Annotated in this window: 17 protein-coding genes and 1 pseudogene; 13 read left to right on the top strand and 5 right to left on the bottom strand. The window is 53.4% G+C overall.

The features are described from left to right. Nucleotides 1–159: 159 nt before the first annotated feature. The gene (locus ACI1P1_RS16245) at nucleotides 160–3,522 is read left to right on the top strand and encodes a HEAT repeat domain-containing protein (protein WP_416217472.1); all 3,363 of its coding nucleotides are present in this window, start codon (nucleotides 160–162) and stop codon (nucleotides 3,520–3,522) included. A gap of 10 nt (nucleotides 3,523–3,532) precedes the next feature. On the opposite strand, the gene ACI1P1_RS16240 is transcribed toward ACI1P1_RS16245, so the two are convergent. Then, on the bottom strand, nucleotides 3,533–3,904 hold the full coding sequence (locus ACI1P1_RS16240) for a DUF1304 domain-containing protein (protein WP_416217471.1): 372 nt from the start codon (nucleotides 3,902–3,904) through the stop codon (nucleotides 3,533–3,535). A 206-nt stretch (nucleotides 3,905–4,110) separates the two neighbouring features. On the opposite strand from ACI1P1_RS16240, the gene ACI1P1_RS16235 reads away from it, so the two are divergent. Then, the gene (locus ACI1P1_RS16235) at nucleotides 4,111–4,824 is read left to right on the top strand and encodes an alpha/beta fold hydrolase (RefSeq protein WP_416217470.1); all 714 of its coding nucleotides are present in this window, start codon (nucleotides 4,111–4,113) and stop codon (nucleotides 4,822–4,824) included. 43 nt (nucleotides 4,825–4,867) lie between these two features. Here ACI1P1_RS16235 and ACI1P1_RS16230 read toward each other — a convergent pair whose 3' ends face one another. Beyond that, complete coding sequence (locus tag ACI1P1_RS16230; RefSeq protein WP_416217469.1) at nucleotides 4,868–5,668, bottom strand: helix-turn-helix domain-containing protein; 801 nt, start codon at nucleotides 5,666–5,668, stop codon at nucleotides 4,868–4,870. 180 nt (nucleotides 5,669–5,848) lie between these two features. On the opposite strand from ACI1P1_RS16230, the gene ACI1P1_RS16225 reads away from it, so the two are divergent. Then, entirely contained in the window at nucleotides 5,849–6,451 is a 603-nt protein-coding gene (locus ACI1P1_RS16225) for a class I SAM-dependent methyltransferase (protein WP_416217468.1), read from the top strand. Between the two features lie 9 nt (nucleotides 6,452–6,460). On the opposite strand, the gene ACI1P1_RS16220 is transcribed toward ACI1P1_RS16225, so the two are convergent. Then, nucleotides 6,461–8,332 carry a leucine-rich repeat domain-containing protein gene (locus ACI1P1_RS16220; protein ID WP_416217467.1) on the bottom strand — a complete coding sequence of 624 codons (1,872 nt, stop codon included), beginning with the start codon at nucleotides 8,330–8,332 and terminating at the stop codon, nucleotides 6,461–6,463. A 113-nt stretch (nucleotides 8,333–8,445) separates the two neighbouring features. Between ACI1P1_RS16220 and ACI1P1_RS16215 the strand changes: the two genes are divergently transcribed. From ACI1P1_RS16215 to ACI1P1_RS16190, 6 genes are all read left to right on the top strand, one after another. Further along, nucleotides 8,446–9,459, top strand: coding sequence for a diguanylate cyclase domain-containing protein (locus ACI1P1_RS16215; protein ID WP_416217466.1), 1,014 nt, complete (start codon nucleotides 8,446–8,448; stop codon nucleotides 9,457–9,459). Further along, nucleotides 9,456–10,307: a putative RNA methyltransferase gene (locus tag ACI1P1_RS16210; protein WP_416217465.1), complete on the top strand. Its 852-nt coding sequence runs from the start codon at nucleotides 9,456–9,458 to the stop codon at nucleotides 10,305–10,307. The genes ACI1P1_RS16215 and ACI1P1_RS16210 overlap by 4 nt, the downstream gene beginning before the upstream one ends. Before the next feature lie 142 nt (nucleotides 10,308–10,449). Next, nucleotides 10,450–13,500, top strand: a complete 3,051-nt coding sequence (locus ACI1P1_RS16205) for an ATP-binding protein (RefSeq protein ID WP_416217464.1) — start codon at nucleotides 10,450–10,452, stop codon at nucleotides 13,498–13,500. 19 nt (nucleotides 13,501–13,519) lie between these two features. Then, nucleotides 13,520–15,361, top strand: coding sequence for a DUF4303 domain-containing protein (locus tag ACI1P1_RS16200; RefSeq protein WP_416217463.1), 1,842 nt, complete (start codon nucleotides 13,520–13,522; stop codon nucleotides 15,359–15,361). 36 nt (nucleotides 15,362–15,397) lie between these two features. After that, on the top strand, nucleotides 15,398–15,883 hold the full coding sequence (locus ACI1P1_RS16195) for an SMI1/KNR4 family protein (protein WP_416217462.1): 486 nt from the start codon (nucleotides 15,398–15,400) through the stop codon (nucleotides 15,881–15,883). Nucleotides 15,884–15,896: 13 nt separating this feature from the next. After that, entirely contained in the window at nucleotides 15,897–16,370 is a 474-nt protein-coding gene (locus ACI1P1_RS16190; RefSeq protein WP_416217461.1) for a YdeI/OmpD-associated family protein, read from the top strand. A 20-nt stretch (nucleotides 16,371–16,390) separates the two neighbouring features. Here ACI1P1_RS16190 and ACI1P1_RS16185 read toward each other — a convergent pair. Together ACI1P1_RS16185 and ACI1P1_RS16180 are read right to left on the bottom strand one after the other, a co-directional pair. Beyond that, nucleotides 16,391–16,549: pseudogene (locus tag ACI1P1_RS16185) on the bottom strand (manganese catalase family protein); the annotation flags it as partial. A 4-nt stretch (nucleotides 16,550–16,553) separates the two neighbouring features. Further along, nucleotides 16,554–17,492, bottom strand: coding sequence for a helix-turn-helix transcriptional regulator (locus tag ACI1P1_RS16180; RefSeq protein ID WP_416217460.1), 939 nt, complete (start codon nucleotides 17,490–17,492; stop codon nucleotides 16,554–16,556). A gap of 123 nt (nucleotides 17,493–17,615) precedes the next feature. On the opposite strand from ACI1P1_RS16180, the gene ACI1P1_RS16175 reads away from it, so the two are divergent. The 4 genes from ACI1P1_RS16175 (at nucleotide 17,616) to ACI1P1_RS16160 (ending at nucleotide 20,737) form a co-directional block, all read left to right on the top strand. Then, the gene (locus ACI1P1_RS16175) at nucleotides 17,616–18,065 is read left to right on the top strand and encodes a VOC family protein (RefSeq protein ID WP_416217459.1); all 450 of its coding nucleotides are present in this window, start codon (nucleotides 17,616–17,618) and stop codon (nucleotides 18,063–18,065) included. A 115-nt stretch (nucleotides 18,066–18,180) separates the two neighbouring features. Further along, a complete protein-coding gene (locus tag ACI1P1_RS16170; protein WP_416217458.1) occupies nucleotides 18,181–18,822 on the top strand; it encodes a hypothetical protein in 642 nt (213 codons plus the stop codon). Further along, a complete protein-coding gene (locus tag ACI1P1_RS16165) occupies nucleotides 18,822–19,817 on the top strand; it encodes an AraC family transcriptional regulator (protein ID WP_416217587.1) in 996 nt (331 codons plus the stop codon). Before ACI1P1_RS16170 ends, ACI1P1_RS16165 begins: the two co-directional genes overlap by 1 nt. Before the next feature lie 125 nt (nucleotides 19,818–19,942). After that, entirely contained in the window at nucleotides 19,943–20,737 is a 795-nt protein-coding gene (locus tag ACI1P1_RS16160; protein ID WP_416217457.1) for an SDR family NAD(P)-dependent oxidoreductase, read from the top strand.

Below are 20,737 nucleotides of genomic sequence, written 5' to 3'. Positions count from 1 at the left end.
AATCATTCAAACCCGATCATTTTTGTAAAATAGCGGAGCTACGGTCCGTGTAATGCAAAAAACTCCGCTTTTTCATCGAATAGCGTACCCTGTGTCCGGCACGGTGTGTGCGCTTTTCCTCGGAGTCAATAGCCTACATTTCGAACGGAGGGAATTGTCATGTTCAATAAGAATCATCCGGATAAAAGGAAGCTGCTGGACGAGTTGGACGGGCTGGGGTATTCGGCCCGGATGAGGCACGTGGCCCAACTGGGCCGTGAGAGCACGGACGCTGCGGCGTATTCCCGGCTGCTCTCCGCGCTGCTGGAGGATGGTGCATATGAGGCCCATCTGGCTTTGACCGGGGCGGAGGCTACGGTCAACGCTGCGGTGATGCTGGAGGCGGTCCGCCACCGGGCAGCCGGTGTCCGTAAACGGGCGGCGGGGCTGTTGGCACAAGCCGCTCCTGCAGAGGAGATAGAGGGGAATCTGGAGCAGCTGTCCCAGGAAAGCCGGCGCCACTTCCTGCACAATCTGTCTCTGGGCAGCCGGCAGGAGCTGGCGGAACGTCTGCTGCCTCAGGTGAATACCCGGTGGGGCGCGAAGGAGGCGGCCATTCTGCTGCCCGCTTGCGGCAGGGAGACGGTGAGCCAATGGCTGCCGGAGCTAGGCTATGCCATCGGCAATTGGCACAGCCTGGCGAAGCGCCATCCGGAGGAGGTGGCGGCATTTTTTCGAACCAGTCTGGCAGCTGCATCATCCAGGGGAAAGGGCAATGTGTGGCAACGGTTTTCGTCGGCCATGGAGATGCTTTGCCGGCTGAAGCCGGAGGTAGTGCTGGACTGTGCTTTGCGGGAGGGGCCGAAGGATATCCTGCATCCCGTGCTCCGGCGGCATCTGGGCTTCCTGATTTCCTTCGACGCAGGTGCTGTACATACGCTGTTGACTCGTGTCGAGGCCCGTGGCGATCTGATAAAACATGGTATTCCCCATAGTGTTCTGAAGAAAAGGCGTTATTTCACCCTGGAGCAATGGAAATCCATAGCTGCATTATTGCCCGAACAGCCTTACCATCTGGCAAAATTGCTCCACGCTCTGGCCCCTTCCAAGCGGGCGGACATTTTTGAGGCGGCGTATGGGGAGGAGATGCGGTCAGCCCGGGTTTTCCCGGAGGAACTGCTGGACGAGCTTCCCCATGAGCTGCGTGATAAGGAAGCAAGCCGGATGCTGGGGCTCCGGCAGATTAAGGACTATCCGCTGTTAACCGTCCGCATTACCGCCCGCCGGTTGATCGGCCATGCGAGGGAGCCGCTGGAGCAAGAGGCAGCCGCCTCCAGTGCGGAGGAACGGGGCCAGGCCTTGGCCCTACTGGTAAAGAGCACGGCGCTGTCCAGGCGGGGGATGGACAAGACGCTGGTATTCCTCAAGCGGATCAAGAACGATCAGGACCCGGTCCGGCAGACAGTGTTTGCCGAGTTGGCCCGGTGTCCGGCCTCACTGTTCCGAGAGGAGCATATTCCGGAGCTGGACCTGCTGGTAGACAGTCTGGCGGAAGCGCGGGATACCTCCGATGCCACAAGGGCAAGAGCAGAGGAAATGGCGTTTAGCCTGATGGGCCGGTACGTTCATGAGCCGCAGGGGGCGTTTTTTCAATTTGCCCTCCGAACATTAACCAAGCTGGTCAAACAAAGCGGTCACCTTACAATGCCTTGGCTTAACCGGATGTCTCTGCCCCATGGAATTGAAGAGCTGCTGTTCGAGACGCTTCGCCCCTTCCTGGCCCAAGCTGCCAAACGGGAGAATCACAATCTGGTGCTGCAATTCGCGGATTGGCTGGGCAGACGGGCGTATTCCCTTGTTAAGCTGCAGGACATGCTGGAGGATACCACCAAGGCAAAATCCGCTTCCACCGCTGCCCAAGCTGCCCGTTATTGGCTGGCGGCGCCCCGCACACGGGATGAGCGGGTGGCCGAGCTGCTGGCCCGGGACAAATCCTTTATTACAGTGAGGGAAGTATTCGAGCATCTGCACCGGAGGCGCCAGGAATGGCTGGACCCTTATCTGTCCGGCGCTGCGGTGAAGGGCAAGTTCCTGTCCGGCAAAACCGTCTATCTGCTTCCGGCCGCCAATGGGTTTCACCGCTGGCTGCCCCGCCAGCAGCAGGCCTTTCGTGCCTTGCTGGAACGGGTTGCCTTGGATGAAAAACGGGTGCTTCAGGAGCGTGCCCAGGCGGTTCAAAGCATGGCACGGCTGCCTGATCTTTGGCCGGAGCTGCTGCCCAAACTTCTGAATCACAAGGAAGTCTTTATGGCAGAGGCAGCCCTGCATGCACTGTCCTTGACGGAGGAGCCGGAGAGAGCCCTTCCCCTCCTGCTGGAGCATTTGGACGGAGACCGGGCCAGAGTCGCCATGTATGCCATCCCCCGCTGCGCCAGCAGGGTAAGTCCGCATCTTTTGGCAGAGCTTCTGGAAAAGCTCCTCAACCGGGACAAGCTGAAGATAACCGTTCGCAAGGAGGCCGTCCGCCTTCTGGGCCTGTTCCGGCTGCCCAACAGCATGACTCTGCTGCTGGAGGAGTTTGGAAATCCCAAGGTGCATAAGGACGTATTGATAGCCATCGGACATGCAGCCAGGCAGCTCCTGGAGGATGAAAGAAGCTGGATGGTGCTGGATACCCTCGCAGCATCCCCGGAGTATGATATTGCCGTCAGCTTGCTGAAACAGCGTCCCGGGGAGCTTCCCGCTCCATACAGAGCACGCTATTTGACCTATTTCCTGAAGGCAGCTGCTCATGAGGAGCCGGCGTTGGGACATGGGGCTCTCCACGCTCTGGCCCAATGGACCGAGGGGCATGAGGACGCGATTGCGGAGGTGGCCGCTAAGGCGCTCGTGAATCTGGACGATAGCTCCCGATGGTCGCCCGCCATGTTCCTGCTGATCGAGGCAGCGCGGAATGGCAAGGTGAATGACCGGGTATTGGAGGTTGTCCGGTATCTGGCAGAGGCGCCCATACGGGAGGAATGGAACGCCTCCCGGCAACAAGACCTGCCCCACCGGCACAGACTGAAGAGTCTGACCGGGCAGCTGACCGCCTTGCCCATAAGTATAAGACTCGACCTGATTCCTTTGTACCAAGGGATGATCGAGTGTCTTTCCCCTCACGAAGCCCTTCAGCATCTGGTCATCACCCTGCATATTGCAGCCGTGGACTGGGGCAAGGAGGAGGCGGCCGTTGACGGTTTGACTCAAGTGGCTCAGTGCCTTGGCAAGCAGCCGTATCTTTTCTTGGAGGCTTATATGCAGATGGATCAGAGTCTCGGGAACTGCAAGGGATATTGGCAGCCGGAACCCCTGTTGGCTGTTGTAGATGCCCTACGTCAACAAGGAGGGGCCATGGCGCTGGCGATCGCTCTCCCGGCGCTTAAGGCGGCAGGGGAGGCACTGGAATGGAATGCGGCCAGCGCCGGACGGCTGAGGGACTGCCGGACTCACCCGGATGCGATGGTTCGCACCATGGCGCTGGACATTGAGACTGCGGATTAGTACATGCCGCTTACAGGAAATGGGCGGTTACGACCGCAGCCAGTGCCAGTACCGCGGGGGCTCCCTGCTTCAGCAAAATCGATCTGTTGGCTGTTAAACCGCCGTATACTGCTGCTGCGGCGACACAAAGCAGGAAAAACAGCTGGAGCTGGAAGGCAAAGCCCGGATCCGGGTGCAGCAGCCCCCAGATTAGCCCGGCTGCGAGAAAGCCGTTGTACAGCCCCTGATTGGCGGCCAGGGATTTGGTCTCCCGGGCGAAGGTTTCGGTGGTGCCGAAGGTTCGGCGTGCGCTGGTGCCGGTCCACAGGAACATCTCCAGCACCAGTATGTACACATGCAGAAGAGCGACCAAGGCCACAAGAATCATACTAACCGTATTCATTTCCCACATTCCTTTCGGATACCGGACGATTCCCGGTATGGATTAGTTTTATAAAATTGTATTTTATAAAACTAATTTACTTGTGAAGCTTCCGGTTGTCAATGCACTTTTGATTACCGGCCAAGGCTGTGTTTATAATAATAGATGCCGCAGGGCCGTAAGGATAACAAGCTGCCCTGCAGGCATCAGGAAGGAGTCTCTCTCTTGTGCGAAAATGGGTAAAGGTTACGCTAATTTCGGTTATTTCCCTGCTCCTGGCGGCGGGGGCAGTATTTGGGGTATACGTCTCGGATTATTACCGCGCTGACGGAGTGGCTGCCGCGGTGATGGCGAATGATCAAACCATCAGGAAGGACGGCAATCTGACGGTTCTTTCCCCCTCGACTCCCGGTGATACGGCGCTGATTTTCTATCCCGGCGGCAAGGTGGAGTACATCGCGTACCTTCCGCTCTTGGAACAGCTGCGGCAGAACGGCATCACCTGCGTGCTGGTCAAAATGCCCTTTAACCTGGCGGTATTCCGCTCCGGTGCGGCGGATCAGGTGTTTGATAAACTGCCCGGCATCAAGAACTGGTATATGGGCGGCCATTCCCTGGGGGGAGCCATGGCAAGCAGCTATGCCTCCAAGCATCAGGACCAGGTGAAGGGGCTGATTCTGCTGGGGGCTTATGTGTACGGCGGGATTACGCCTGCCGATGCCCTAACTGTCTATGGCTCTAACGACGATGTGGTCAATAAGACCAAAATCAACTACACCGAGAACGTCCATGTAATTAACGGCGGCAACCATGCCCAATTCGGCAATTACGGTCCGCAAAAAGGGGACGGCACAGCCACGGTTTCCCGGGAGGAGCAGCAGGCGGAGACGGCCCGTCTGATCTTGGATTTTATCAAAAGTAAGAATGCAGAAGGAAAATAAATAGCTTTGTGTATGCGCCGCCTTGCTTCTGCAGGGCGGATTTTTATTGCCGCAGCGTGCCTTGCGTGTGGCTGCGGAATTCATTGGGCGTAATGCCGTACTCCTTGCGGAAGGCCCGGTAAAAGGAACGCAGGCTGTTAAAGCCGGAATCAAAGGCGATGTCCGTCACGGGCTGGCTGGTGGATTGCAGCATGATCTGGGCGAGAGCGGACCGGCGGCTGTTGAGATAATCCCGGAAGGAGATATGAAGCTGCTCCGAGAAAATCCGGGAGAGCAGAAATTTGCTGATGCCCAGCTCCTTGGCAACCTGCTCTAAGGTCAGCGGCTCCATAAAATGAATGTCCACATACGCAAGAATGGTCTGGATGAGGTTGAGATCCTGGACTGTTTCCACCCGCTGCAAGGACATAAGCGGCAGCAGCTGCCCGAGTATGATAGAGATGTATGCCTTTTGCATGCGGGCGTCCCCTTGTGCATCGTAGAGCTTATACAGCGTGTGGACGTTGGCGTAAACCGCCTCCTCCAGCTGTTCCTGCCTGACCACCGGATGCTCCGGCACATACCCGGCCAGGTCGGCGGCGTAGTCCCCGGGATATTCCGCATCGATGAAGAACAGCAGGATTTTACTGGCCTCGGCTGTCCGGTAGCTGTGGGGCTGATTGGGGAAAATGAGTGCGATATCCCCCTCCAACAGGGTGCATTCCGTTTTATTGATTGTCACATTGATGGCCCCGGATAACACCAGTGCCAGCTCCACATGCTTGTGAAGATGGAGGGGATACGTATTATTGGTGGAGATGAAGGAATGGAATTTCTGCTTCCGGTGCTGGTACTGGATTTTCAAAGCGGGGCCTCCGTTTCCTCTGGGTCTGCTTCCTTGGGAAATGACATTGTTTAATCCCTAAACAATCTTATTATGAGGCCTATCCGGCACCGAATGCAAACCAAAATAGACAGGTCCACAGCCGGCCTGCCCGTATGCTATAATCGATATCATCTATATTAACGGATCGGAGAGGTGAGAATGGGAAATACCGACATTTTCGAAAGGATGGCCGCCGGGTATGACATTCCGGAGAGAATCCACATTGCCAGGGTGGCGGCGGATGCCATCCGGGCATATGCGGGAGACGCCAAGGACAAGGCAGCGGTAGATTTCGGGTGCGGAACCGGGCTGGTGGGAATGAACCTGCTGGAGGATTTCAGAACGCTGCTGTTTCTGGATTCATCCCCGAATATGATTGACCGCATCCGGCAGAAAATCTCGGAGCTCCAAATCCCCAATGCGGATACCCTGTGTCTGGATTTGGAACAGGAGACAGGGGCAGAGCTTAAGGCCGACTATATTTTTATGGTCCAGGTGCTGCTGCATATCCCGGAGATTGAACCGGTTTTGGCCCGGTTATATGAGGCTCTTCCGCCGGGAGGGCATTTGCTGGTTGTGGATTTTGACAAGAATGAACACATCGTTTCGGACTTGGTGCATAATGGCTTTCACCAAGGTGAGTTAATCAGCCTTATGAAGCATATAGGGTTTACAGAGGTGAAGGCGGAAACCTTCTATACCGGCAAGCAGATTTTCATGAACCAGGATGCCTCCATGTTTATTCTGGATGCCCATAAATAAGGACCGCTGTTAATACACCTTCACTCCTTGCCCCAGGGCCGATTGATTCTGCACGGGGTTCCCGGTAAGAAACACTCTTTGCAGCTTGGGCAACCGGGTTAAGGGCTCAATGTTGACAATAGCGTTGTTTTCCAGACGAAGCTCCTCAATCGCCAACCATTTCTCCATAAATTGCAGCGACTGGAGGGAGCTGTCCCGCAGGGTGAAGGAGCGGAGGGACGATAATGCCGCGAAATAAGGCAGCACCTTGTCGACCTCGGAGACCGAATTATTGTTCATCCGGAAGGATGTTCCGTTCAGGGCCAGCTCCTGAAGCGGCCCGTCCGCCGCAGCACTCCCGGCTCCAATCGTCAGGCTGCACTCCGTACAGGCGATGGCTTTCACATTTTGCAGGCTGAATAAGGCATCGGTTTCCTTGTTGAAGCTGGTCTCATAGAGGGACAGCTTCTGCAGCCGGGGCAGCTGATCCAATGCACGGACGTTGGCGATTCCGCTTATGCTCCGGAGGGTGAGCTGCGCCAGCTGGGGGAATTTGGCCAGATCAGATACGTTGAATTCCCTGCTGCTCCCATGGACGGTTAATGCGGTGACGGAGGGGGCTTCCAGACCGCGGATAAACGCTCCCGGCACCTCCACCTGTTTGGCATTGGGCAGTGCCAGGGGCACCTCCTCCCCATAATGGCCGGACAGAACGAATTCCCGCAGGGAAGGCAGACTATTCACAAAATCGACGGAGCCTAACTGGGACATGGAAGCCAGCTGCAGCTTCGTCAGGGAGGCCTTGCCTGTCAGAGGCGCCAGGGTAGCCAGCTTGGTGTTATTCAGTTCCAACACCTGCAGCACAGGCATATTCTGGACAAAGTCTACTGTCTTCAGGTTCGCTACGGCCTCCAGATGCAGCTCCTTCAGCTGGGTTAAAGCATACAGCGCCTTAAAATCCGCCGACTCACTGTAGTGGATCGCTAAAGACTCCAGCCCGGTCAAGGACGACAGCCAATCCAGACGGTCGACGAAGGTAAGGGACAGGGATTTCAAGGGTAATTGATTCAATAAATGAAAGTCTGTTACGGACTCATCCACATACGTAATGGCGAGACTGGACAGATTAGGGAATTCCAGCAGCATAGCCAGCTCCTGATTGCTGCGGATCTGGGTGGTGAGCTCCACAATCCTGGATTTGTCCCCGAAAAAACCGGCGAATTTGCGGAAGGATTCGTTAAAGCCGCCGCCGTAGCTTTTCAGCTCCTTCATATGGGCAAAGCTGATCTGATCCGATTGGGAAATTTCGTAGGTTCCCAGCAGGTCCAACGCGGTCAACCCGCTGAATGCCTCGAAGTCCTTTTGTTCAATCCGCTGGGAATTCTGCATTTTGTCCCGGGTGATATAGGTGGAGATCTCCGCTTGCGGATCCGTGAAGGGGTCGGAGAGACTGTAGGCAAAGCGCCACTGTTTGTCCTCATCCATGTCCACGGTCAGATAGCGTATACGGGCAATCTCCTCCGGAGTGGGGGCAGCTGAGCCTTTATTGAACACTTGCTGCAAAAAAGAAATCAGCACCGGGCTTTCCGGCATCTCCCGCACAGCTGCGCGGACACGGGTTTCCGGACGGGAGGCTCCTGTATTCCAGAACATATAAGCGCCGAAAACTCCTGCCAGCAATAACGCGGCCACAAGCAGAGCTTTCCCTTTCATTCCGGTGGCGGGCCGGACCTTGGGCTGTGGCTGTGTTCCGTAATAATGATTAATGGTCTGATCCACATGATAAACATGGTTTTCCTTGAGCAGCAGCTCTGTTTCACAGAAGGGGCACTTGAAGGTGTTGCCCTCCTTATTTTCGATTTTTCCATTGCAATTCGGGCAGGTCAATTGAATAAAGGCCACGGGGATGCCCTCCTTCTTGGGAAAATGAAACCGTATTATATAGATCATAATGGAAAGTGCGGTATTCGTCACGCGGACTGAAGCAAGGACAAGGGAAAGGTTGGTTGGATATTTTGCATCAAGAAAAGATCAGCAACGAGAAGCTGTTGGAAATTATTCAGGTTCAGACGGAAGTGGCCCAGCAAGGGCTGGATTTAAGCGGTATTATGGAGCTGGTGACCCAGAGGACACAGCACATTACCAATGCGGATGGCGCCTCTGTGGAGCTGATTGAGAACGGGGAGCTGGTATACAGCGCTGCCTCCGGCATGGCGGAGCGGTTTCTTGGGCTGCGGCTGAAGATCGATAACAGCCTCTCGGGAAGAAGCATCAGCGCACGGGTGCCGTTAATCAGCCACGATATTGAAACGGATGACCGGGTCAATAAAGAGGCCTGCCGCCAAATTGGCTTGAATTCGATGATTGTGGTTCCGTTGATCTACCGCGATGAGGTGGTGGGGATCGTCAAGGTGTTGTCCCGGAATGCGGGGCATTTCCAGGAGGAGGATATCCGGATTCTGGAGCTGATGTCGGGGCTTATTGCGGCGGAGATGTTCAGCGCCATGCGCAATGAGGAGAGCGAGCTGTTTCACAAAGCCACCCATGACAGTCTGACGGGAATATCCAACCGTTCCTTATTCTATGACCGTCTCCGTCAAAAGCTGGCCAAATCCATGCGGAAGCATGAAAACTTCGGGATCATTTCCCTGGATATGAACGGCCTGAAGGAGATTAATGATACCTATGGCCACCGGGCCGGGGATGCGGCTCTTAAGGAAGTGGCGGTGCGCACTGCCGGCTCCATAAACGAATCCGATACGGTGTCCCGGCTGGGCGGAGATGAGTTCGGCATCATTGCCGCCTCGGTTGCGGACCGGGATGAAATCAGAGCGTTGATCCGTCACGTAGACGCCGAAATTGCCAAGCCGTTTGCCTTCGAAGGCCAGGCGATCCAACTCCGGGCCAGCATCGGCTATGCCCTGTTCAGCGAGGACGGCATTGAGCTGGAGGTTCTTATCGAGAAGGCGGATCAATCCATGTACGAGGTCAAAAGAGGGCTGAAGCGGCAAAGGAGGAACAAGCAATGAGCGGATCTCATATATGGGCTTGCCCGGTATGCGGTGAGGAGCTGGAGCAGGCAGACCGGAGCTACCGGTGCTTAAACCGGCATACCTATGACCTGTCGGCCAAGGGATATCTGAATTTGTTATTGGTTAACCAGCGGAAAAGCAAGGAGCCTGGTGACAGCAAATTGATGCTAGCGGCCAGGCGGAACATTCTGGATGCGGGTTACTTCAATATGCTGTCGGATGCGCTGTCCAGGCAGGCTGCAGGACTGGCGGAGGAGGTGACGGGCAGAGGAGGGGACCCGTTCACTGTTCTCGATGCAGGCTGCGGGGAAGGTTATTATCTGGAAAGCATGAATACCTATCTTCGTAAGGCCGGGATAGATGCCAAGCTGTACGGGACAGATATTTCCAAGGACGCCATCGCCATGGCTGCAGGAAACGGAACAGGCATCCACTATGCGGTTGCCAGCTCGAAGAAGCTTCCTGTCCGGCCGGAATCGGTAGATGGTCTCTTCCAGATTTTTGCGCCTCATAGCGACAGCGAATTCAAGAGAGTGCTGCGCAGCGGCGGAAGGCTGGTAACCGTCATTCCCGGGAAGCATCATCTGTATGGGCTGAAGGAGCTGCTTTATCCGCAGCCCTATCTGAACGACGAAGCGGAGCATCCGTATCCGTCCTTCCGCGTTCTGGACCAACAACGGATCCGGGATGAGATACTGCTGACCGACCCGTGCGCCATCCGTGATCTGGTGATGATGACGCCCTACTATTGGCGTACGGAGCCTGCCATGCTGGAGCAGCTTATGGAAAAGAGTGAGCTTCGGACACCGCTGGAATTTATCGTGACCGTATACGGCAAGGAATAAGGGCGCCGGCCTCCGGCGTCTTTTTTCATGCTGTGGATTGTGTTTTTTATCATGCGGCGGATCTGCAATAACCTGTTATAATGAGAAAAAAAAGGCGGAGCCTCCCTCTTTCCCATGGGTATGAAACGGAGTAGATCATCTGATGAGAAAAATGCTGGTGCTGCTGATTGCAGTCAGCCTGGGATGTTTTCTTTTATTGTTCAGCTTATTGGAAGCCACAGATAACAAGGAAAACAATCCGGAATCTGCCCAAAACGGGATGCTGGATTTATCGGCGTGGGATTTTCATGACAATCAGGTTGTTCCGTTGGACGGAATGTGGCAATTTTATTGGAATCAGCTGCTGGAGCCGGGAAAAGAGCAGAGGACGGCTCCGGAATTGATGCAGGTGCCGGGGTTCTGGAGACAATTGGGGAAGGACGGGGATTTCCGTTCCAAGGGCGCGGCGACTTACCGTCTTCAGGTTAAGGTTCAGCCCTCCTCTCTTGTGTACGGGCTCCGAATCTCCAATATCCGAATGGCCAGCGAAATCTATGTGAACGGGGAAAAGGTGGGAGGCAGCGGGGTTCCCGCCCTTTTCCAAAGCGAATACGCCTATCAGAATAAACCGTATAATGTGTATTTCCCGGTTCAGGGGGATACGGCTGAAATTCTCATTTATGCCGCCAACTACGAGAATAGCCAGGGGGGAATCCCCTATCCGATTTATTTCGGAAGCGCCCAGGGCATCCAAACCTCCAATACCAACAGCAGCATTCTCAATTTAACCTTGATCGTGTCCCTATTGATGCTGGGCTGCTATCAGTTGGGTATATTCATCATCCGCAGAGAGGAGAGGGGACTTCTCTATTTTGGTCTGAGCTGCATTGTGATTGCATGGTCCTTCGCCAGCAACGGCGACCGGATGATTGTGGAGCACTTCCATATGCCCACCGAGCTGTATTATAAAATCCAGGCGGTCTCCTTGTATTTTTCCTTCATCACCATGGTCATGTTCATCAAGCACATGTGCAAGGGCCTGATCTCCCGGCGGTTTACCGGCATCGTCTCTTCTATCATGTGGGCATACATTGCGTTTGTCCTGGTGGCTCCGTTCCAATGGTATTCCGACTTTAACATTCTGGCCAGCACCGTTCAGCTGGGGGCATACCTGATCATTCTGGGGGTCTTGCTTCATGCATACCGGAAGGGCAGATACGGAGAGTTCACGAAGAAAAGCCTGGGGCTATTCATCTTGGCCCTGCTCTGCTATTTTGTCGGGCTGATCGACTTTGCATTGTACCTGAGCAGCCTGGTGCTTGACTTTAAGTTTGGCTATTATGCGATTTTGAGCTTTTGCTTTTTGTCCTCCTTCATTATGTCCTACCGCTTCTCGGAGGCCTACAATACCATCGAGGATATGGCGGCCAAGCTGAGGCAGGCGGACAGGCAGAAGGACGAGTTTTTGCTCCAGACCTCCCATGAGTTTCAGACTCCGCTTCACGGTATCATCAACCTCTCCCAAAATATGCTGGAAACCGGGGAGGAATTGAATGCCAGTCACAGGCAGAATCTCTCCTTAATCCGGGATACCTCCAGAAGGCTGTCCTCCCTGGTGCACGATATTCTGGACATGGAAAAGATCAAGCGCAATGAGCTGACCATTCATCCCTCCGCCGTAGATGTTCGTGTTACCGTCTCTTTGGTGTTCGATCTGTTCCGCAATGTCATCGCCGGCAAGAAAATCCGCTTGGTCAATGCGATTCCGGAGGGGCTGCCACCCGTATATGCCGATGAAAACCGGCTGAAGCAGGTGATCCACAATTTGGTGGGCAATGCGGCCAAATTCACTCAGGCAGGCTCCATCGCCATTTCGGCGGAGATGAAAGAGGACCAGGTAGTTATCCTGGTGGAGGACACCGGCGTAGGGATTGCACCCTCCCAATGGGAGACGGTATTCCAGCCCTTCGAGCAAGCACATTCCCCTTACGAGTATGGGGGAACGGGACTTGGTCTTTCCATATGCAGGAGGCTGCTCCATCTGATGGACGGGGAGATTTATATCGACTGGTCCGAACCCGACCGGGGAACGGGTATTGCCTTTACGCTGCCGGTTGCCGTTTCTTCCACGGACACCCTCTTGGAGTCCGCGGCCGCCAATGACACAAGCTTCCTGGCCGAGAGTGAAAGTCCGGTGGACTTGCCCCACCAGGAAACAGGCTGCTTTACCCTTCTGGCAGTGGATGATGAATCCTCCAACCTGCAGGTGCTCTCCCGCTTATTCGCCAACGAACCCTACATCGTGCTGTGGGCCACCAATGGGATGGAGGCGCTGGAGATTCTGCGGAGCCGTACCGATATTGATCTGGTTCTGTTGGATGTGATGATGCCCAGAATGTCCGGGCTGGAGGTCTGCCGCGAAATCCGCAAGCGTTTTTCCTTGTTTGAGCTGCCCATTGTGCTGTTGACGGTGCTTCATGCGCCCAGTGATATTGCAACAGGCTTTAAGGCAGGGGCCAATGATTTTATTGTGAAGCCCTTCGATGCTTCGGAGGTGCGGGCTAGGGCCTCCACCCTGCTGCAGCTCAAAAAATCCGTAAACGCCGTTATGAAGGCGGAGCTGGATTTCCTGCAATCCCAAATCAAACCCCACTTCCTGTTTAACGCCCTCAATTCGATCATTGCCATCTGCCAGACAGATTGGCTGCGGGCGGAGCAGCTGATCACCCATCTGAGCAACTATCTGCGGCGGAGCTTCGAACCCCGGCCGGACAGCTTCGGGGTGCTGCAGGATGAGCTTCAGTTAATCACGGATTACGTGGAAATCGAAAAAGTGAGATTTGACGACAGACTGACCTTCCTCTGCGAGATTCCCCAGGAAGCCATGAAACAGAAAATTCTTCCGCTTACCATCCAGCCCTTGGTGGAGAATGCCATCCGCCATGGCGTGATGAAGAAGGTGGAGGGGGGAACGGTGAAGCTGACCGTCACCCTGGAGGAGGACGCAATATTGGTGGAGGTGTGGGATAACGGAGCCGGTATGAGCCGCGAGCAGCTGGAGCGTTTGTGGAGCCAGGAGAAAACCTCCTCCAAACGGCGGGGAGTAGGGCTGGCCAACATCCACCGGAGATTGACGTATTACTATGGGGAAACCTTAAACGTAGCCAGTGTGGAAGGAGAATGGACGAAGGTGTGGTTCCGGTTCAAAATATAAATAAAAGGAGAGATGCTCATTGGCACATCTACAAAATACATATACAAAAAAAGAATTAAAGAATTATTATGAAGGCATTTATGATGCCGTATATGAAAACAACAAGACAGATGTAGACAAGCTTTTGGAGAAGTGTCCGGATCTTTTTCAACTCCCATATTATTCGAAGCCAAGATCGGAGAGGGATAAAAATGTAATTGGGAAGATGGTAGACATCTATAGTGTAAGCCCCGAGATGATTGTCTACTTGATAGAAAAAGGGGCTGACTTTAATCAACTGGATGATACGTTAGGCATTCCGGCCTTTTGTAATGCCGTTATGAACCCGGGAAGTGAAAATCTCCCCGTGAAAATGGCCAAACATATGAACGATTTCCGGACGGATGCCTTCCTTAACAACCCTTATTTTTATGCCATCCTCACATTGAATTTGGATCTGGTCCGGGTTTTGGTGGAAAAAGATTTGGATTTGTCTGTGACTTATGAGCATCCCTTCTTTGAAAAGGCGAAGAATGTTTTGTCTTACGCGCTGCTTTTCCGCGATTTCTTCCAGGGAAGCCAGTGGGAGCAGGAGGCAGCCAGCATTTATTCGTTGATCGAACAAGCCAGCCGTAAACAAGAGGTTGCCGTTCCCGCGGGAACTGCACCCACTGAGAACCGGCAGCAGCCACTGACAAAGGGGGATTTGTGGTTTTTCAAGAATGCTCTCATTCAAGGCGTCCGCAGAAAAAACGAAGCAATGGTGGGCTTTTTTTCAAATACCGGCGGAGCAGCACTTCGCGAACCCATTTTTGAAAATGGAACAGCACTTCATTTTATATGCGAAAAAGGAACAGTCGGGATGATTAAGGGGATGATCCAGGGCGGGGCGGACCCCTTGCAATCTGTTAAGACTTCGTATAATGGCATCAAACTTCCGGCGGTTGGAGTTGCCATTGCCAAAAGCAATGTAGAGGTTGCCTTGTATTTGTTGAAGGAATATCCCCACACGGCGGCACAGGATAAAAAAGGGGATTTATTGCAAATGGCGATTCGGTTCAGTAAGGACAAGGTTTCTTATGATCTGGTAAAGACTTTGGTGGAGGCCGGGTCAAGCATAAACGTCTATTATGAATACAAAGGCTGGAGAACTAGTCTTAATCCTATTTCATTGGCTGTATCGGACGGAAAATCGGATGTGGCTGAATATTTGGAAAAGATGGCCATAGAAAAGGGCATCGTATTGCAGGATTATCCGCTCCGGGAGCCGGATAAAGCGGAAATAGAAAAATATGAGAGCTACGTCGAACTGTATACCAGGTTGAAGTCGGAGAATAAGCTGGCAACAAAACAAGGAAAGCGGCAGAAACCGAAAGCTAAATACGCAGCGTTTGCTTTGAATCTGCGGGCTGCTGTACGTGTGGCTTTGGAATATGCGGCGACGCATTTTTCCAACGAGACCGCCTACCAGTTTACATTGGCTTTTGACCATGATGGAGAATCTTCTGTTTTATGGACTGTCCTTTCAACCGAGGAGGAATATGCCAAGGCAAACATTGATGAAAGCCTCCGGTATATCATAGATGAATCGGGGAAATGGAATTTGGCGGAGGATGCATTTGCTTTGCTCCCTTCACTATTAAAGAAATTGCCGTTTGATCAGGATGACTATTTGGACCAAATTAAGGAAACGGCCTTGCAGTGTCTGGAGGATATCCGGGAAGAGGGGCTGCTGGAAGTGAACCATTTGGGGCACACACTTGTTCAATTCCATATGCGTGAAGTGGACGGGCTTGATCAGGTCTTGCAGATGGCAGAGCGGTTAAATCCTGATGTTGAAGAGCTCGCCCGATACAAGCAAAGTATGGAATTGTTCTGGTGACGGGATGAACGAAGAATTGTGAAGGGGGAAGCAAAGATGAAGGAAGAATCTATGAAACAACGGGGCCCTCAAGCGGCTACGGCTAGGATCGATGCGTTCTGTGAGAAAATAGGAGTCGATCTACCAATGGATTACCGTCAGTTTTTGCTTGATTACAACGGAGTAATCTTCAGGGGGGAACCTTGTTTTGTTATTCCCGGGATCAATAAAACTGTCGAGTTGAACACGTTGTATGGGCTGGATTTTAATACCCCCCAAGGGACCTGTCTGGAGAAAAACTATCATTACAATTTCAATTACGGTCTCGACGGGACCACCTTGATGATAGGAGATTGTTATACGGGTGGTGTAGGCGGTTTATTCATCATGCTGTTAACGGAGGATGATGGTACTGGGGGAATTTATGCTTGTGATCTTTTCTCTGATGACTTCGTTTTTGAAGAGTCTACCGAGGATAACAATACCTTCAAGGTAGCCAATTCCTTTTCAGAGTTTATGGCCAATCTGAAGTATCCCGAATAAGGAGGGAAACGCGATGGTGTATGAGTTTGACAGCGGCATCCACATGCTGGAGGGGAAAATAAAGTGGAAGGTGGTCTACTTTCCACAGCCTGCCGAAGACGCCTTCGGCACCAACGGGAAGGTGCCTGTCCACATCACGGTGGACGGCCATACGTTCGAGCATACCCTGCTTCCCTCCAAAAACGGGCATTATTTTGTTTATAACGAAATGATCCGGCGGGCAGTGGGCAAGGAGCTTGGGGATTGTGTCCATGTGGTCCTGAAGGAGAACAAGGATATCCGTCAGGTCGTTCTGCCGGCCTATATTGAGGAAGGTTTGGAGAGCCGGCAGGTGCTGGAGGCTTTCCTGAATCAGCCGGATTACTTAAAGCGCGAGCAGATCCAGTTCATCGAGCTGGCCAAAAAAGAAGAAACCCGGCATAACCGGATCGCGGCTTTATGCGGCAAATTGGAGCCGGCTCAGCAGCAGGCAGGCTCCGGCTCGTAAAGCGGGTATTGATTGTGACATTAAAAAGTCAGCCCCGTTACAACCGGGAAGCCTTGGGGAGGCGGAACCACCGCCAGCTGTCCGTTGTTGCGGCTGGGGGTTTCCCCTTGGAAGATTTCGGCGATCCGGGTTTGATACAAGCGGAAGTTGAAATGGACATTATGGAAGCCCATCTCCACAGGATTATAGGGTCTGATAATGCCGCAGCAGACTATTCAGGTGATCCCGGATCAGCTGCTTAAGCGGGTCCGGCTTGACTGACAAGACATGCGTGCCGAACCGGGTGAAATAAGCAGCGGTAAAACCCTCCTCACCCGGGTTGTAGAAGCCTCTGATTACCGGGGGCTCTCCCTCCTCCAGCGTCATGGAAGGGTAATGCTCCTTATGGAACAGATCCTTGGCTTCCGCCGAGATTTCCACTTCATAAGGGATGCTTTGTTCCGAACGGTAGATGTCCACCGAACGGGCCAGAAGCTCGTCAAGGGTAAAAGGCGGCCGGGTCTCCATTTCTTCCACTTCTTCAATCCGGTCACAGCGGAAAACCCGGTGGCGGCAGGACGCCAGCTCCATTCCCGAGGCATACCATTGGCCAAACCGGGCGGATATTTTGTAGAATTGCACTGGAATGGATTTCTTTTGCCCAGGTTTGGAGTAAAGGATGGTACAGCTGTTTTCATTCAGGATGCTTTTGAGAATTTTGTCCAAGAATAAACTGGCGTGCTTATGGGGAACCACTTCAAATTGAAGCACCTTTTTCATGCGCTGAATCTGCTTTTGCTGGTTCTCCGAGAGGCAGCGCTCAAACTTTTCGTGCAGCTTCTGGATGTTAAGATGAAACGGGGTAGATTCGTAAGCCTCCAGGGTAAGCATGGCAAAATAAAGGGCGTAAATCTCATCCATGGTGAAGGAAATAGGGGAAAGCAGGCTGTTCTTCAGAATAGCATACCCACCGTTCCTGCCGTGTTCGGAATAAATCGGCATGCCAAGCTGCTCCAAGGCTTCAATATCCCGGAGGGCTGTGCTTTTGGAGATGCTGTATTCATCCATTAAGTCATGGAGATTGAAGAATTCCCGGTTGTTCAGATAACGCATCATTTCGTGCAGACGCTCCGGTCTTTTCATTATTTTGGCTCCTATATAAGGTGTCAATTCTTGAAACCTTTTTATATTATACTGGGCTTACGGCGGCTGCTCAATGGAATGACAGTTGGCCGTTATCCTATAGTCCGAAAAGGAGATGGAACAATGAGCGCAACCCTGGAAGCCGCAATTTTCCTGTCTATGAACGGCAGAGCGAAGGAAGCGGTGGATTTCTACAAAAAGCACCTTAAGGCTGAGCAGCACCTGCTTATTACCTATGCGGACATGGCTAAACGGGACAGCTCCGTGAGGCTGACCGACGAAAACAGGAACCACGTCACCCACTCAGTGCTGACCATCGGCAAAACCAAGATTATGCTGGCGGAGGAGACGATGGATGCCGGAGAGGCGTATACGGTGGGCAATAACACTTCACTATGCATACAGAGTGCGGATCTGGAGGAGATCAACGAATTTTATAACAGCTTGACCGGAGATGACCGAGTGACCGTGATTCTCCCGCTGGGACCGAATGTGTTCAGCAAAGCCTATGGCATTGTCCAAGACCCCTTCGGCATTCAGATCCAATTGATGTATGATGAAAGACTGAAGTAAGTGCTGATTGAACCTCTCTCATCAATAGATGAGGGAGTTTTTTCTTGCATGTGGTAAAATTGTCTGGGATGAACATTGTCCGGACAAACCCGGAATGAGAGGGGTACCGCATGGTATGAAATCGAAGATGGGCGTGATTCAACTTGGAGGGATAGCCTGTATTCTCTCCGGGATTTTATTTTTGGCGCAGCAGCTGTTTCTTTTGCCCGTACCCCATCCCCCGGCGCCGGACGGGGAGCTTTTGGCCTGGCTGGCGGAATGGAAGCTCCAGCTTTCCATGGCGGATGAACTGTTGGTGTTTGCCGCGCTGCTGCTGATTCCCGCCGTTGTTGCTATATACCGGGTGCTGGCAAAGACGGATCTGATCAAAGCCTTATTGGGCTGTGGCTTATTGGCTCTAAACATCCCTGTTTATATGATCCTGGTTGTGGTGTTGGGCCGGCTGGTCTATCCCGTTTATGATATCGAGTTGTCTCCCGAAAGCTATAGGCTTGTGCTAAGCCTGTACTATGGAGGATTACATTTGGCTTTTCTTATATTTGGCTTAGCTATCATCCTCTTGTCCTTTGCCATCCGGAAAAGTCCAATCGGCAAACCCGCGGCTTATCTGGGGTTTTTGACAGGAGTGTTAGCCTTTGCTAGCGCCTACCCGTGGCTGATGGGGAATGGGGCGGTATTGGCGATACAGCTTGTTTTCACCGCTTGGCTGATGCTGGTGGGGATTCGATTGCTGGACAGGAAGGTTGGGAACGTGTGATGAATATTAGAATGCCCCCTGGCATCTGGGCCGGCTTGGGCCAACTGGGCATTGCTGCAGAGGAAATAGCCCTTAAAGCGGGGCTGCCGCTTAGTGTTGCGACGCAGCCGGTCCTGACTGCACCCCAATATTATGCCGTGTGGCAGGCCTATGCGGATGTTACCGGGGACACGGCGCAAGCCATCATCCGGCTGGCGGCTGCCTTTGAAACCGCCCAATACCCTCCCTCCGTCCTGGCAACCTATCATGCCCGCAGTTACGGCGATGCGCTGAACCGGATGGTCCGTTATAAACAGATGTGTCCTCCCGAAAGCCTGCGGATCACCGAGGAAGGGGATTCCTGCATCATTGAATTGGCCTGGTCAACTCCCGGTGAAGCTGGACCACCCGTGCTCACTGGCATCACACTGGCATTCCTCCTGGAGCTGGGCCGCCGGGGAACAGGACTGCCGCTTACCGCGCGGGGGGTGGAATTTGCCCAGGCGATGGGAGATGTGCAGGCACTGGAGGCATATTTCGGATGTCCGGTACGGACCTGTGCGTCCAACAACCGGCTGGTGCTGCAACGCAGGGATTTGGACCGGCCGTTTCTTACGTACAATGATGAATTGCTGGAGATTCTGACTCCCGCTGTGGAGCGTTCGTTGGAAGAGCAGCAGTCCCGCTCCACAACCGAAGCCGTGAAATGGATTCTAAAACGCAGCCTTACCGCCGGGGTTCCGGATGTGCAGACAGTTGCCAGGGAGCTGGGGGTAAGTGCCCGTACTCTGCAGCGCCAGCTGGCCGGGGAAAATACCAGCTTCAAGCTTCTTTTATCCGAAGCCAGGCATGAGCTGGCACGGATATACCTGACGGACCCGTCACTGGACCTGAAGGAGGTGGCCTTCCTTATCGGTTACGAAGACCAGAATTCCTTCTACCGGGCGTTCCGGTCCTGGGAAGGCGATACCCCCTCCAATTGGCGTTTGCTTCATTCCGGAGTTGGCATCATTTAACCGAGAATAGTGATTGGCGTGTCCAGCTAGAATGTTGGCGTTGCCCGCTAGTTACTTCAGCCGTCCCTCCAAGGTAAGATAGTCTCGATCCATTGAACAAACTGCCTTGGAAGGAGACATCTGGCATGGATATGGGATTACACAACAAAACAGCTCTGGTTACAGGTTCAACCAAAGGGATCGGAAAGGCCATCGCCTTTGAGCTTGCCAAAGAAGGTGTGCATGTATATGTGAACGGCCGCAGCGAGGAGGAAGCGGAGCAGACGGTGAAGGAGCTGAAATCTGCTTTCCCCGATACCAGCCCGCAGAATGCCGCAGCTGATCTTGTGGACATTGGTCAGCGGGAAGCGCTGTTCCGGAAGTTCCCCCAGGTGGATATTCTGGTGAACAATATGGGCATCTACGAGCTTATGAAGCATGAGGATGTGGATGATGCGGTGCTGGAGAGATACTTTCGCACCAACGTTTTTGCCGCCCATGGCCTGTCCCGATTCTATCTGCCCCAAATGATAGATAATCAATCCGGCCGGGTGCTGTTCATCGCCAGTGAAGAGGCGGTTATGCCCTCCGGTCAAATGCCGCAATATGCCATGACCAAATCCGCGTTGCTGTCCCTGTCCAAAAGCTTGTCGGATTTAACCAGGGGGACAGAGGTGACGGTGAACACGATTATGCCTGGACCAACCCTGTCCGAGCAGGTGCAGAACATCATAGAGGGGTTGTATGCTAACGAAGAGTTGACCTTTTCCGAAAAAGAAAAGGCGTTTATGGCTTCCAGCCTGCCCCAATCGGAGATTCAGCGGTTTATCCGCCCTGCGGAAATCGGCAGATTGGCTGTATTCCTATGCAGCCCCCATGCGTCTGCGTTCAGGGGCTCTCCAATCCGGATGGACGGGGGAATGGTGCCTACCATATTCTAA

The organism is Paenibacillus mesotrionivorans (assembly GCF_046098205.1).
Classification (GTDB): domain Bacteria; phylum Bacillota; class Bacilli; order Paenibacillales; family NBRC-103111; genus Paenibacillus_AR; species Paenibacillus_AR mesotrionivorans.
Note: the sequence above shows the minus strand (reverse complement) of the source record. Positions and strands in the feature narration are given on the sequence as shown.

Bases quoted from the DNA above. Each gene is read 5' to 3' on its own strand.
- ACI1P1_RS16245 (WP_416217472.1), top strand. From the start codon at position 160: ATGTTCAATAAGAATCATCCGGATAAAAGGAAGCTGCTGGACGAGTTG.
- ACI1P1_RS16240 (WP_416217471.1), bottom strand. From the start codon at position 3,904: ATGAATACGGTTAGTATGATTCTTGTGGCCTTGGTCGCTCTTCTGCAT.
- ACI1P1_RS16225 (WP_416217468.1), top strand. From the start codon at position 5,849: ATGGGAAATACCGACATTTTCGAAAGGATGGCCGCCGGGTATGACATT.
- ACI1P1_RS16210 (WP_416217465.1), top strand. From the start codon at position 9,456: ATGAGCGGATCTCATATATGGGCTTGCCCGGTATGCGGTGAGGAGCTG.
- ACI1P1_RS16205 (WP_416217464.1), top strand. From the start codon at position 10,450: ATGAGAAAAATGCTGGTGCTGCTGATTGCAGTCAGCCTGGGATGTTTT.
- ACI1P1_RS16195 (WP_416217462.1), top strand. From the start codon at position 15,398: ATGAAGGAAGAATCTATGAAACAACGGGGCCCTCAAGCGGCTACGGCT.
- ACI1P1_RS16190 (WP_416217461.1), top strand. From the start codon at position 15,897: ATGGTGTATGAGTTTGACAGCGGCATCCACATGCTGGAGGGGAAAATA.
- ACI1P1_RS16180 (WP_416217460.1), bottom strand. From the start codon at position 17,492: ATGAAAAGACCGGAGCGTCTGCACGAAATGATGCGTTATCTGAACAAC.
- ACI1P1_RS16175 (WP_416217459.1), top strand. From the start codon at position 17,616: ATGAGCGCAACCCTGGAAGCCGCAATTTTCCTGTCTATGAACGGCAGA.
- ACI1P1_RS16170 (WP_416217458.1), top strand. From the start codon at position 18,181: ATGAAATCGAAGATGGGCGTGATTCAACTTGGAGGGATAGCCTGTATT.
- ACI1P1_RS16165 (WP_416217587.1), top strand. From the start codon at position 18,822: ATGAATATTAGAATGCCCCCTGGCATCTGGGCCGGCTTGGGCCAACTG.
- ACI1P1_RS16160 (WP_416217457.1), top strand. From the start codon at position 19,943: ATGGATATGGGATTACACAACAAAACAGCTCTGGTTACAGGTTCAACC.